Raw genomic sequence first — 14463 nt, 5'->3', positions numbered from 1 at the left:
TACTGGTACTTAGGCAATAGCTCGGTACAAGTCAAGAGTGTCAGAGACAGTATTTTCCCAAGAAAAGAGAGAAAGTTGTTCGTACCCTTTGTCTATCATTTCTTGGCGTAAATAAGTATCAGTGATCACTTTTTCGACGGCAGAGACTATTGTTTCTGGTAACAGAGGGTCAATATATATTGCGGCTTTACCTGCAACCTCTGGAAGCGAACTGTTGTTGCTTACGATACAAGGGCATCCACATGCAAATGCTTCTAGAACTGGTATTCCAAAACCTTCATACATAGATGGAAAAACGAAAGCAACGGCTCCCTGATAAAGCTGCTGCAATTTTTGATCGTCAATGGAACACTGCTGAACAAATGAACTTGCACCCAAAGAGTTAATAAAGAAGCGCTCCTCATTGGTGAACTGGCCACCACCAGCACATAGTAACTTCAACTTATATTTTTTTAATAATGGGTAAACTGCAGATAATAGCCCGTCGAAGTTCTTATATCTTTCACGTCTACCCACAAATAAAAGATATGGTTCTAATGCTAATTGTTCATCTATTGTTTCGATTCTCGATGGCTTTAGTGAACTACCTAGATATATGACTTTTACTTTATCGGGATCAACTTCTAATAAGGAAACAACATCTCGCTTAGTGCTTTCGGATATTGCTATAATTTTATCTGCCTTGCCTGCTATAATTTTTTTTTGTTTAAAAATGACACCCCCATCATCTAAACCTGGAAATTTAGCTACGAATTTCTCGTGAATCATGTCCAAAAACGTGACAACGAATGGACGTCCTTTAAGATGTGGTATGAAATAAGGATCGTAATAGGTAGCATGAAAAATATCAAACTGCTTTTGGTATAATTTTGCGATGGTATATAATTGATTAGAGCGATAAATTATTTGAATTTTCTTGTAGAAATCTTTATTAGGCATCATTTGCCTAACACCTAATCCGCTTTCTTGTAAATGAACATTGTTAGAGAAAAGCAATGGTAAGTAAGCATTGTTATTACGGGTTTCGTTTATACCTTTGATAAGTTCAGCGTAGTATCTTGATATACCACCAAATGTCTGAAGGGAAAAAGTTTGATAATCAAAAAATATATTCATATTAGTAAAACAAATGAGATTCACATCTAATCCCTATCAGTTACTCTTTCCAGTCTGAATTTAATACAAACACTTTCTGTCAAGTACAAATATAATTTTAAACATATATTTAGCAAAATTTACTGTCCTATATTTGAGCAAAATTCTGATTGGGACACTATGTGGTTTTGAGTTTTATAAATACTTTTGATTTACGTGAGCATATCTCTCCACTATGCACTATTTTAAAAATAAATCACAAAATAATCTTTTGTCTATAGCCATTACCACAATCTATATAGCAACCTGTATTAAATTCAATCAATATTATTCTTTATTAGGATGATACACAGTTATTGCTCCGTGAATTATCTTATAATATTCGTAACTTGTTCAGCTTATGGCAAGTTATAAACACTCCGATTACGAAGTACTCCGCCGACGTTGCGTCGAACTCGATCAGGCGGGATGGAAACAAAAACCTATTGCCCAGGCATTAGGCTTGACTCAGGGGTGGGTCAGTCAAACTTTGAAGAAATATCGGCAGCAAGGGCCAGCAGCTTTGCAGTGGCGGAAGCCTCCGGGTGCTCAGACCCGTTTAACAAACGCCCAGTTGCTTCAATTGGTAGAAGAACTTAACAAGGGAGCTGAACAACAGGGCTTTGTTGGTTCTGTTTGGACACGGCTTCGCGTTAATGAGATTATTAAAAAACTGTTTGGTATTAGTTATGACCCTTCTCAAGTTGGGCGTTTGTTGAAGAAAGTTGGATGGACCGCTCCGGCGGCCCGGTCGTCAGAAACCGCAGGCTAAAGCACGTCAACAAGATATGCGCGCTGTAACTCAGTGGCGACAAGAGCGCTTACCCGAACTTAAAAAAAGCGCAGAATGAGCAGCGGACCATCTTATACGTAGATGAATCGGCTTGCTACTTACTGCCTTTATTAGCCCATACCTGGGCTCCTTGTGGTCAGCCACCTACAGTGGTTGAGCAAGCAGGCCGAACCCATCTTAGCTTGATTGCTGCCATCGCGCCCAATGGCCGACTCTATGTCGGGGGGCAAGATCAAGCCTTTACTAGCGAGGATATAGTATGGTTTCTAGACAAACTCTGCGGTCGATACCGTAAACGAGACTTATTAGTAATTTGGGATGGAGCAGCCATTCACCGGAGTGAAGCAGTCAAGACCTTTTTACGAAACAGACCAGGTCGGATACATTTAGAACGTTTGCCTGCTTACAGCCGCGCCACGGTGGCCCTGAACTGAATCCAGTCGAATTGGTTTGGAGCCAGCTAAAACGAAGCCTAAAGAATCAAGTCTTTACTAACTTAGATGAACTTGCCACAGCGGTTCTCGAACAAATCCGATATCTGACGGAAGACCCGAAGCTGATAAAAGCCTTCTTTCGCAAGAAAGAGATCGGCTTCGTTACGAGTTAATTCAACGGCTGTGAAACAGATAGTGACTTCTAAGAGAGCGCTACAGACCATGGAAAATGAAAACGATACGCTCATCAACGAGCGATATTATGAAGCCGTCAGCGGCCTGACTGAAGCTATCTTACATGACTATGAAAGGTGGTACAGGTATATTATTGACTTACCGCGAGATCTTCAAGTTGTCTACACGATTGGTATCCTCAACTATCAAGTATTAAATGGCGGCTTACATCAGTATTTTTTTAACTCCTATGGTCAGTTCGCTTATTTGACCATTGACCATTTAAAGCGCATCAAAGCGCTAAAGGCAGCATCGATTCTGGGAAGAGCAATCCATGAAGTCAATAAAGACCAATACAGTGTTGATGAGTTTAGAATGAGAATCTCCGAAAGGAAATTAGATCGTATAGTGGATTTTGATGAAGAGCTAGCTGATGAACTAGAAAAGCTCACAGATGAATATTACGCTTTAGAAGGTAGTGAAGATGACTTACTGGATCAGCTTGGGTCTTATCTCGCTCATTTCAAATAAACACGAATATTATAAGGTAATTCGCGGAGCAATAAGTAAAAACATTTTTTAGATTTAATTCAGTATTAGATAGTGTATGTATTGATCAATTTTTTGTCAATACATACACTATCTATTTTGTTTACAGTATTAAGTGTTATATTACCATCCAAAAAAGCTTTGTTATATTAATTGATTCAGTATTGACAAAAAAATAGCTAAATATATTCATTCATATAGTTATAAATACTTGCTACAAAAAAGGATATCTCACAAAGACAATAATCTGTTCTATGATAGTATGGCCCCTTAATATTTAGCAATTAGCTAAAATACAAACTGTCTCTTCTCTTCCACAATTGTTGAAAAATAACTGGCTAGAGTACTCTACTTCTTATAAAATTTGTGCAATCATTGAAATGTTGAATACAATAGAGTATAGTAACTCTTGTTTTCTGTACTAACTCGTCAGATAGAGGGCATATTCGAAGCAACTGTGCTGGTAGAGAGAAATGTTTTTTTTTACGATCAGTAAATTAAAAATGAACAATTTTACTTTTAGTATTATTATTTAGCAACTAATTAGAATAACTAGTTATTCTATACTTACTTAGCTAGCTTTTCTATCGTTCCATACATGTAGATGTTTACTATTTTGAAGTAATAAAAACTTTTATCATAGAAGATAGTTACGATGTGGAACAGAAAAATCCTATAAATACCCATGCATTACAAAAAGATTATTTATTCCAAATTCCTTTGGCCTTTCCTGAAATAAGTTTTTTTGCTTGTATACCTCCGAAAACTGAACCAATCAACAAAGATAATCCAGTCGCTAATATTACACCTGCGCTACCCATGTTCATAGATTTACCTAATATTATTCCAAGCGGAATGTTAATAAATGCCGAAAAGCTAGAATAATATAATTGCAGCCTTACTTTCCCCAGTCCATTTATTACTGCTACAGTTACATTGTTCCAACAACTGATTACAACGAATAGTCCAATACAAATATTAAGTTGCGTTGGTATTGTCACTCTATCGCCAACCCATATGTAATATATATAATTTGATGCTATAATCATCATAACTACAGCTAGAAACAAACCCATCCATATTTTTTGTAAATAGTTATATGTTTTTTTCATCCAAGCCATATCGCCTTTAACGTACGCTTCAGTAAAAGCTGACCAGTAAGGCGCTATTGCAATCGCGAATATTGTGTTGATGGAATTGAAATACCGAAAAGCAACATTGTATACAGTTACCTCAGCAGGACCGAATAATTGTGTTATAATGAGATTGTCTGTATAGAAAATAACAATAACTGCTATCTGAATTACAAAGAATTTGTATCCTATAGACAGCAGACTACTAGCATGCTTTAAATCAACCAGTTGCCATGAAGGACGATATTTTTTCAGCTCTCCTCTGAATAGTACGATGCTACTCAGCATTAAGACGATTACAGGAGTAAAAGCTGATATTGCAGCTAGATAAGTCAGCTCACCATTAGTGAAATACTTTAGTATATACGTACCAAGTAGTATTATAATGTTGGATAACAATGTGATAAAGCCTGCTTTAGCTGTCTCTTGTAACGCGAACAGTATATAAGACACTATATCGAGCACAAGTTTTATTGAAAGTGCAATAACTGTAAGTACTATTACTAATTGTAAACTATGTATATCAATTTTTGTGTTAAATACTTTTGACCAGGGTACGAAAGAACACACGCATAAAAATACAGTTATTAATAACAGTTGTATGGCGCTAAAAATAGAGTACGAAGTGCTAACGTAAGCCCGAGCAAGAATAGTGTCTTTATTAGCTACTGCTTCTGAGAACTTATTGCGTAGACCGTTACCTATACCTATGTCCAAAAATGACATCATTGTTACGACGGAACTGATTGTAAGCCATGTGCCATAAGTTTCCTTCGACAGATAATCGATTGTTAGCGGAACTAAAAGTAGAGATATTAGCATACCTCCTCCTTTTATTAGAAGGCCTGCTACGGTATTAAGTTGTACTTTTTTAGTGCGAGGGTGTATACTACGAAATTTATCATGTAAGTAAGCGAATGTTATTGCTTTCATAAATGTCAAACACTTCTTTCTAATCGCTCTTCAACCATTAAGCGAGCAACATCTTCCACATTTCGAGTAGCTTTCCAGCCTAGTTTGAATTGTGCTTTGGCCGGATTTGCATGCCCCTCAGCAATATCCGTCGGCCTGAACAATAGTGAATCTATATGGACATGATCTTGCCAATTTAATCCAACTGTTTTGAATACAATATCTATAAAATGTCTTAGCTTATGTGTTTGGCCTGTAGCAATAACATAGTCGTCTGCATGGTTACGTTGTAGCATTAACCACATAGCTTCCACGTAATCTGGTGCCCATCCCCAGTCCCGAGCAATATCAAGATTGCCTAATGTCAGTAGCTCTTTGCTCCCTTGAGCAATACGACAAGCAGCTGATACGATTTTTTGGGTAACAAAGCGCTCCGGTCGTAATGGAGACTCATGATTGAAAAGTATACCAGTGCTAGCGTGCAGATGGTATGCTTCTCGATAATTTGCAACCTGCCAAAAAGCAGCAGCTTTTGCCACTCCATACGGGCTACGTGGTCTGAACGGAGTTTTTTCGTCTGCTAACGCTGCCCCCGTATCACCAAAGCACTCGCTAGATCCGGCATTATAAAATCTAATCGGTAAATCACTAAAACGTATCGCTTCAAGCAGATTTAGCGTGCCCATACTTATACTTTCGAGTGTTTCGACAGGCTGTTCAAATGATAAACCGACTGAGCTTTGTCCCGCTAGGTTATAAACTTCATCGGGCTTTGTACGTTTCAAAGTTTGCAGTACAGATCGGAAATCATTAATGCTTATAGAGATGGTTTCTATTTCATGCCTTATACTTAGCTGATTTAATCCACTAAATGATGACATTTGAGCATCACGAGATCCACCATATACTTTATAGCCTTTTTTTAGCAATAGCTCAGCAAGATAAGCGCCATCTTGCCCTGAAATTCCACAGATTAATGCTGTTTTCACCAAAAGTTCGTTGGAATGTTAATAACGTTCTCTTATTCAATTCTAACGTTATATAACGTTATATACCGCCTAGCTCAAAAGCATTTTAAGCCGTCTTACTGTCATAATTATTAGGCCAATAAGTCCCCCGACGAAAGCAAACCCAACTGTTATTAAAGTTCGTTGAGGACCGCTCTTTTTCAGAGGAATTTGAGCGGGTTCCAATATTTTAAAGACTGGAGCTTGCTCCTCTACTTTGATCTTTGCCTGTTCCAATTGTTTTGAAAGATCGTTGAAGACGTTTTGAGCGAGTAGAAAGTCAGCTTCTAATCGTTGCTCTTCTATTTTTGCCGTTTGAAGAAAAAGATTCCTATTTTTATCTCTGTAGGTAGAAAGTGTATATTCAGCTATTTGGTAACGGTGCTTAGCTTCAGCTACTTGCTTGGTCAAGAAAGTAACTTGGTTCCTAACTTTTTCAGTGCGGTAGCTTGCAACATAGCTAGTGAGATATTGTAAAGACAAACGAGCAAGAGTAGCTGCAACAACGGGATCAGTAAAAACTGTTTCCACCTTTATAATCCCTGTCTTTTTATCGAACGTAGCTGTTATTGATTTATGAACTTGTTTAATAAGGGCCTCCTGCTTTTTCGTAATTTGCAAGGTCTTGCTTCGATTATTTGGATCAAGTAACGGAGTCTCGTCGCTACTTGCATTCACCATACTACTGAACCAAGATTGGCTGTCCTGCTGATCAAGAAATTCTTGTAAACTCGTCTCTTTGGCTAGTCGTTGCGAATAAACCCTCTGCTGTAGGATGTGCAGAGCAAAAGGCACACTTTGTAAAATATCGGGATATATATCAGGCCTAACCGCATCCGTAGAACCAGTAGCACCACTAATATCAAGCCCAGCTAATCCAGCTAAGGAACCTAGTCCGCTCAAACTACCCGTCTTTGACTGGATTTCTGGCATTACTGTAGCTTGAGCACTATATTGATTTGGTTTATTAAATGCGTATAAAGCACCAATCACAAATCCAATGGAGACTCCCAACAGTATCTGCCGACGACTATCTTTAAAAAACTGGATAATATCGCTTACACGAATTTCTATTTCGTCTTCGTCAACCGTTTCTTTTTCTTTATTTTCTGTTACAGACATATGGAAAGAACTAACGAACTAAGACATTAATAAGTGCGATGGACACAGTTGCTAGTAACGAAAATATACCGATTCGCTCCGCTGCAGTTAGCCGATTCGTATCTAAAGGCTTAAATGGCACAACTACTGTTGAACCCGGCTCTACTTGGGGCCTTGAAGTAAAAAAAAGGAACTTGTGCGTTCTATCTTTACGACCATTTGGATAAATCACGTATGCCTTCTTCTTCCTCGCGTTCTCAGTAAATCCTCCAGCTTCACTAATGTAATCGTTAAAGCTGTATTCAGATTTAAAGCTAACAGATGATGGATTTAGGACTCCACCCTGTACCGTGACAATTTCAGACCGACGAGGAATAAGTAAAGTATCACCATTTTGAATCAATAGATTTTCTTCAGCACTAGGATCATTTAATACGTTCCTTAGGTCGTTACCTATAAGTTGCCCTTGACGCCGAAGCTGGGCCCCAGGAATATAAGCTTCCGGCTTTATTCCCCCCGCTCGTTTAATTAAATCGCTGATACGCTCTTCTCGGCTATAAATAGCATAATTCCCAGGCTGCATGATTTCGCCTAAAATAGCTACTTGCTTCTGAGCTTCATAATTAATTGAAGTCCTTACATAAACTATATCAAAAGGCTGAAGCCGAAACTCGGGTGAATTACTTTCTAAAGGAGTTATCTGAAGATTTCGATCTATCGAAAAACGATACGTTTCAAGTATCGTTGTGCGTACTCCCGATGAGTCCTGGCGAATGCGACGGGCCACTTCGACCAGATTTGGCTTAGCCCCTTCTTGAAATCCACCTGCCTGAGCAATTAAATCAGCTACTGTCATATTGTTTACATAATCGACAGTATCAGGATTGTTAACAGCTCCTTCGATAGTCACATAGTACCGCTCACGTAAATCCCGTATCGACAACACCGTCAAGCTGTCTTGGCGCTGAAGAGGTATATCGGCAATTTCTCCCCGCATGAGTTTACCTAGATCAAATGAAAGGTTCTCTTGATCCATATCGGTCCGTTCTCTCAGAATGGTGGCCCGATTGGTAAACGCATCTTTGCGTAGCCCATCCGCTCGTGCTATGAGTTGTTTGACAGTTTCCAGACCAGGCTCAAGAGCATAATCACCTGGGCGCATAACAGCGCCTGCTATTTGTATCCGGTTTTCGTAACGCTCTAAGATTTTTCCAACGATAAATTTGTCACCACGTTGCGGTACAAAGCTAGCTACTTGCTCTTCCGTAATGGTAACAATCCGCCGTTCACGAGTTGTGTTACGTCGAAGCGTAATAGAAGCCCGATAGGCATCATCACCAAATCCACCGGCAAACGAAAGAACATTCTTGAGCGTTTCACCCGGCAACACCTCAAAGATGGCTGGCCTTCTAACTTGCCCAGTCAACTCAACCCGTGTCTCGTAATCAGCGACCCGAATAACATCCTGATCCTGCAGACGAATGTTATCGCGCTGATCAGCACGTAAAATAAAGTCGTACAGGTCAATCGTACGTATAATGCGATTACCACGTATGATATTGATTTTTCGAAACGACCCTGTTTCGGGGTTTGGTCCACCAGCCAGATAAAGAGCGTTGAAAGCAGTGCCTAATGACGATATCGTATACGTGCCTGGATGAACCACTTCCCCAACTAAAGTAACGCGGATACTACGGATATTGGTCAATGTGACATTAGCGGTAGTACCACTACCTGCTTGGCCAAGCCCCTGATAGCCGCCCTGACGCAAACGAGCGATAATGCGTTGCTCTGCTTGCTCAATTGTAAGTCCTGCAACAAAAATGGGTGGTAGGCTGGGTACTTTTACGGTACCATCAGGTGTTACTTTTAACTGAAACTCGCCAGTTGATGCTCCAGAAATATCAATTCTTATTTCGTCGTCAGGCCCAACAACGTAGTTACGAGGAGTGGCTATACGTAAGTTTGGCTCAAACGAGAGATTGGCGTTTTCAAAAAGAGAAGCGCCAAAAACAGGTAAGCCACGGCTTGTGTCTTTCCGAACATTTCTTCCTGGTACTGAATCCATTCGACTTGAAAGATCATAGGGAAGCGTGCGTCCTGTTGCATTCGCCGTTTGATTTTGCGGTAACGATGTCAATGAGCGTATTTCATTAATACGTTTCCGCATCTTAGCTATATCATCTAATGTATAGCCTTGTGACATAGCCGCTTGCTCAATTTGGGCTTCACTGAGACCGCTGGCCTGAGCTCTTCGATAAAAGTTCTGTACATCCTCGTCACTTAATTGATCAACGCGAGAACGTGGTCTCTGAGCTGAAGCTTGCTGTATTCCCGTTAGCAACAATAGCACCAAACCAAGGTAAAACGGGTTTATTAGATGACTATAATGTGACAATTTGTCGGTGGTACGCATGAACAGTGGCTTTGGGCCAATATTTGATTCGCAAAAGTAATAGAATACTCTTAAAACATTGTTCCCACATAGTAAGCTGAGCCTAACATAGGTAATACTTACCTTGTAGTCCCATCCTAATGCACTAAATTTGTAGAAAAATAAGTCGTTCGTCATCAGTAATTAGTTCCTAAAGAGCGGAATTGATTTAGACAGCGGACGAGTAACGACTAAACGAAATGATTAATCTGATAGCAAAGTTCTTCGGCACTAAGTCGCAACGAGATATCAAGGAGTTGCTTCCTTACGTTGAGAAGGTGAATGCCGAATTTGCCCGGTTAAAAGACCTGTCCAACGATGAATTGCGTCGGGTGTCAGCTGAATTGAAAGCCCAGATCGCGGATGAACTTGGCGGTATCGATAACCAGCTTGCGGAACTCAATGAGTCGGTAAACCATCCCGAAGTAGACGTTAATGAAAAAGAGCGTCTATTCAACCAGATCGATAAACTGGAAGCAGAGCGAAACATTGAACTGGAACGGGTGCTGATGGACATTCTTCCCCGCGCCTTTGCGGTGGTTAAGGAAACAGCCCGGCGGTTTACCGAAAATGATCAATTAACGGTTACAGTTACCGATTTCGATCGTGAAATTGCTTCCCGCAAAAAGAACGTTACCATCGATGGCGAAAAAGCTCACTGGGCTAATCGCTGGGACGCGGCTGGGTCACCCATTAAGTGGGATATGGTCCACTACAACGTTCAGATTATCGGTGGTGTTGTGCTTCACCAGGGGAAAATCGCGGAGATGGCTACTGGTGAAGGTAAAACGCTTGTAGCAACGTTCCCCGCTTTCCTGAACGGATTGGCCGGTCGCGGTGTACACATCGTAACCGTCAATGATTACCTGGCGAAGCGTGACTCGGAGTGGATGGCTCCTCTTTTTGAATTCCATGGAATGCGGGTGGATTGCATCGATAAGCACCAGCCTAACTCCCCCGCCCGTAAGCAGGCTTATCTGGCCGACATTACGTACGGAACAAATAACGAATTTGGCTTCGATTACCTGCGTGACAATATGGCCCGTGAAACGGGTGAACTGGTTCAGCGGAAGCACCACTACGCAATGGTGGATGAAGTCGACTCTGTATTGATTGACGATGCCCGGACTCCGCTGATCATTAGCGGACCTGTACCCCGTGGTGATGAGCAGGATTATATTGAGTTAAAGCCTCGGGTATCTCGGGTAGTTGAAGCCCAACGGAAACTGGTCTACGATTACCTCAACGACGCCAAAAAGAAAATTGCGGCTGGCGACGAAAAGGAAGGCGGTTTGTCGCTGTTCCGTGCCTACCGTGGTTTGCCAAAGCATAAACCGCTCATCAAGTTCTTGAGTGAAACAGGGAACAAAGCCTTGTTACAAAGAACGGAGTCTATTTATCTGGCCGAGAACCAGAAATTGATGCCAGAAGCGGACGCACCGTTGTATTTCACAATCGACGAGCGGCACAATAGCATCGATCTAACCGAAAAAGGTATTGATTTTATCACCGGATCGGGCGAAGATCCAAACTTCTTTATCCTGCCGGATCTGTCGATCGATCTGAATGCGATTGATAAAGACAGTGATTTCTCGGAGCCGGAAAAAATTCTGCATAAAGAAGCTGTAGTACGCGACTACGCCGTCAAAACGCAGCGCATCAACACGGTTAATCAGTTACTGAAAGCGTATTGCTTGTTCGAAAAAGATACCGAATACGTCATTATGGACGGCAAGGTAAAAATCGTGGATGAGCAGACGGGTCGTATCATGGAAGGCCGCCGGTGGTCGGATGGGCTGCACCAGGCGGTGGAAGCGAAAGAAAACGTGAAAGTTGAAGACGCTACCCAAACCTACGCTACGGTTACGCTACAGAATTACTTCCGGATGTACCACAAGCGGGCGGGTATGACAGGTACCGCTGAAACGGAGGCCTCTGAATTCTGGCAAATTTACAAAATGGACGTCGTGGTTATTCCAACCAACCGTTCTATCAGCCGGAAAGATGAGGAAGATAAAGTTTATCGTTCGGTACGCGAGAAGTACAACGCCGTTGTCGATGAGATTACGAGTCTGGTCGAAAAAGGTCGTCCTGTTCTGGTTGGTACAACTTCGGTTGAAAACTCTGAGCTGCTGAGCCGTTTGCTCACGCTTCGTAAGATTCAACACCAGGTTCTGAACGCGAAGTATCACCAGCGCGAAGCTGAGATTGTTGCGACTGCGGGTCTGCCGGGTACGGTGACGATTGCTACTAACATGGCTGGTCGTGGTACTGACATTAAACTGACGCCCGAATCGCGGTCGGCTGGTGGTCTGGCCATCATTGGTACCGAGCGTCACGAATCGCGCCGGGTTGACCGGCAGTTACGCGGTCGTTCGGGTCGTCAGGGTGACCCCGGTACGTCGCAGTTCTTTGTATCGCTCGAAGATAGCCTGATGCGTTTATTCGGTTCTGAGCGAATCGCCAAAGTGATGGACCGTATGGGTCTGGAAGAAGGTGAAGTCATTCAGCATTCCATGATCACCAAGTCGATCGAACGCGCGCAGAAGAAAGTCGAAGAAAACAACTTCGGCATTCGGAAACGGCTGCTGGAATACGATGACGTGATGAACTACCAGCGGGAAGCGATTTACAAACGGCGTCGGAACGCGCTCTTCGGCGACCGCTTACCACTCGATATTGCCAATACGATGTATGACGTTGTCGAAGAAACCGTCAACAATGCGGAGGGCAATTTTGAGGAGGTAAAACTTCAGCTGCTTACAACGCTCGGCTTTACGCCAGAAGTGACAAACGAAGAGTTTAACCGGTTGAAGAAACCTGAGTTGACCCGGCGTTTGTACGACGAGGCAGAAGCCCATTATCAGGCGAAAAACGAAGCTATTGCCGAGAAAGCATTGCCGGTATTAACCCAGGTCTGGAACGAGCAGGGGCATCAGATCAAAAATATTGTCGTGCCTTTCTCCGATGGACTTCACGAATTGACGGTCGTTGCCGATTTGCAGAAATCGGTTGAGTCGAACAGCCGTGAAATCGTGACCGAGATGGAAAAAGCGGTTACGCTGTCAGTCATTGACCAGGAGTGGAAGGAACACCTTCGCGAAATGGACGATCTGAAGCAATCGGTGCAAAATGCCGTTTTCGAGCAGAAAGACCCCTTATTGGTGTACAAGTTTGAGTCGGTAGAGTTATTTAAGCGATTCCTGACCAAAGTAAACTTCGACACAATCAGCTTCCTGACCAAAGCAGATATTCCAGCCCAGGAAGCCGAAGAAGTACAGCAGGAAATTCGGCAGGCACCAGCCCAGCGTCGGCCAGAACCGCAGCCGGAATTGCACACAAACATAGAGGACTTTGATGACGACCATCTGGCGACCGGTCCTGAAGAATACGCTCGTCGGATGGCTGAAAATAACGCGATGGGAGCAGGCGCTCCGCCAATGCCTCCCCAGCTACCAGCACGGGTGGCTAAGATGGACCGGAATGCCCGTGTTAACGTTCAGTATGCCGATGGCTCGATCAAACGCGACGTTAAATTCAAGACGGTTGAAAATGATGTCGTAAGTGGAAAAGCGATGCTCATCGAATAACCTGAGCTTACTTGTCAAAACGCCCCCCGATTTGTATATTCGGGGGGCTTTTTTGTTGATATACGAAACGTCTATTACCAATACTGAGCCCTTTCAAGGCAAATGAACAACGTATTCTTTGGATTGATTTTAGTTGGGCTGCTCTCGTTTGCCCCCCCGGCTACCCCTATCCGACTTAGTTCTCAATCGCTGCCCTTTACGCCTAAAGAATTCTACATAGCGACCGTTACTGATCAGCGGCCCGAACGAGGTCCCGTTGCCCGCCTGGCGCTAGTGCTTAACCAGCCTGTGCAACCTGTTGATTTGGAGGACGGCGTTGCTACGCACATACGGCAATTTATTAATCAGAACATGAAGCAGAATCGGTCGTTACGGCCGATTGCGATGCGTATCCGCCAGTGCAAAATAACGGAGACAGCCAGTGGCAGTCGAGTAACCGGTCATTTTACGTTTAGCGCTGCTTTTGAATTATTGGGCAAAGATGATACGGGAACTGAGACGAGCACCCGATTGACCGAGTATCAGGGCAGCGCGAACTACACCCGACCGCTCGGCCAGACTGCTGTTGTTGAGCCAACCATTCGGCAAGCGCTTGTGGCTTCATTGCGTAATTTGAACGATTATATGAATCGGGAAAGTGGTAAAAATGAAAGGCTGGCGAAAGATCTTAAGGTTACGATCATTGATGACAATCGCATTACTGACGATGACACGGTACACTACAATCCAGCTCGCAAATTAACCTGGGCCGATTTTCGGGCCGAACCACGCCGGGGTAGTCATTATGCCGCGGAAGTATTCACCAGTTTCGCCTACGAGGGCAAGAGCAGCGTAAAAGATGGCATTATTAATGTCAACCTGACAGTAAAAGGATACATGCTTAAAAATTCCTCCTGGGGAAGACCCGAGGCCAAAAACGACTACGCCTTAAACCACGAACAGCGCCATTTTGACGTTGCCAAAATAATTGTCGAGCGGTTCAAGCGTAAAATTCAGCCGGACAGCCTGACGCTGGAGGATTACAACAGCATTATTCAGTACAAATTCATCGAATCTTTTCGCGAGATGAACCACATGCAGGAGCAGTACGACAGTGAAACCAATCACGGAATCAATCAGGCAGCGCAGGAACGCTGGAACCAAAAATTAGATGCAGAACTGCGCGCTTTTGGTGTAAAGAAATAAATCGGCTGCCAACCTGC

At 42.8% G+C, this 14463-nt stretch carries 10 protein-coding genes; 5 read left to right on the top strand and 5 right to left on the bottom strand.

The annotated features are described in order from the left end of the window. Positions 1-9: 9 nt before the first annotated feature. Positions 10-1116 carry a glycosyltransferase family 4 protein gene (locus LQ777_RS02165; protein WP_232560877.1) on the bottom strand — a complete coding sequence of 369 codons (1107 nt, stop codon included), beginning with the start codon at positions 1114-1116 and terminating at the stop codon, positions 10-12. 379 nt (positions 1117-1495) lie between these two features. On the opposite strand from LQ777_RS02165, the gene LQ777_RS02160 reads away from it, so the two are divergent. The 3 genes from LQ777_RS02160 (at position 1496) to LQ777_RS02155 (ending at position 3066) form a co-directional block, all read left to right on the top strand. Beyond that, positions 1496-1906: a helix-turn-helix domain-containing protein gene (locus LQ777_RS02160; RefSeq protein ID WP_232560876.1), complete on the top strand. Its 411-nt coding sequence runs from the start codon at positions 1496-1498 to the stop codon at positions 1904-1906. Positions 1907-1995: 89 nt separating this feature from the next. After that, positions 1996-2361 carry a transposase gene (locus LQ777_RS30645; RefSeq protein ID WP_425276938.1) on the top strand — a complete coding sequence of 122 codons (366 nt, stop codon included), beginning with the start codon at positions 1996-1998 and terminating at the stop codon, positions 2359-2361. Between the two features lie 222 nt (positions 2362-2583). Then, the gene (locus LQ777_RS02155) at positions 2584-3066 is read left to right on the top strand and encodes a DMP19 family protein (RefSeq protein WP_232560875.1); all 483 of its coding nucleotides are present in this window, start codon (positions 2584-2586) and stop codon (positions 3064-3066) included. Positions 3067-3785: 719 nt separating this feature from the next. Here LQ777_RS02155 and LQ777_RS02150 read toward each other — a convergent pair. From LQ777_RS02150 to LQ777_RS02135, 4 genes are all read right to left on the bottom strand, one after another. Further along, positions 3786-5150 carry a lipopolysaccharide biosynthesis protein gene (locus LQ777_RS02150; RefSeq protein WP_232560874.1) on the bottom strand — a complete coding sequence of 455 codons (1365 nt, stop codon included), beginning with the start codon at positions 5148-5150 and terminating at the stop codon, positions 3786-3788. 5 nt (positions 5151-5155) lie between these two features. Beyond that, complete coding sequence (locus tag LQ777_RS02145) at positions 5156-6118, bottom strand: GDP-mannose 4,6-dehydratase (RefSeq protein WP_232560873.1); 963 nt, start codon at positions 6116-6118, stop codon at positions 5156-5158. A 69-nt stretch (positions 6119-6187) separates the two neighbouring features. Then, positions 6188-7258 (bottom strand): lipopolysaccharide biosynthesis protein, encoded by a 1071-nt coding sequence (locus LQ777_RS02140; RefSeq protein ID WP_232560872.1) that lies wholly within the window; start codon positions 7256-7258, stop codon positions 6188-6190. A 10-nt stretch (positions 7259-7268) separates the two neighbouring features. Beyond that, positions 7269-9653: an SLBB domain-containing protein gene (locus LQ777_RS02135; RefSeq protein WP_232562784.1), complete on the bottom strand. Its 2385-nt coding sequence runs from the start codon at positions 9651-9653 to the stop codon at positions 7269-7271. A 218-nt stretch (positions 9654-9871) separates the two neighbouring features. On the opposite strand from LQ777_RS02135, the gene secA reads away from it, so the two are divergent. Then, the gene (secA, locus tag LQ777_RS02130; RefSeq protein WP_232560871.1) at positions 9872-13261 is read left to right on the top strand and encodes a preprotein translocase subunit SecA; all 3390 of its coding nucleotides are present in this window, start codon (positions 9872-9874) and stop codon (positions 13259-13261) included. Positions 13262-13363: 102 nt separating this feature from the next. Next, a complete protein-coding gene (locus tag LQ777_RS02125) occupies positions 13364-14446 on the top strand; it encodes a hypothetical protein (protein WP_232560870.1) in 1083 nt (360 codons plus the stop codon). Positions 14447-14463 lie beyond the last annotated feature (17 nt).

This window comes from Spirosoma oryzicola (genome assembly GCF_021233055.1).
Lineage (GTDB): Bacteria > Bacteroidota > Bacteroidia > Cytophagales > Spirosomataceae > Spirosoma > Spirosoma oryzicola.
This window is presented reverse-complemented; position numbering and strand designations above follow the sequence as displayed.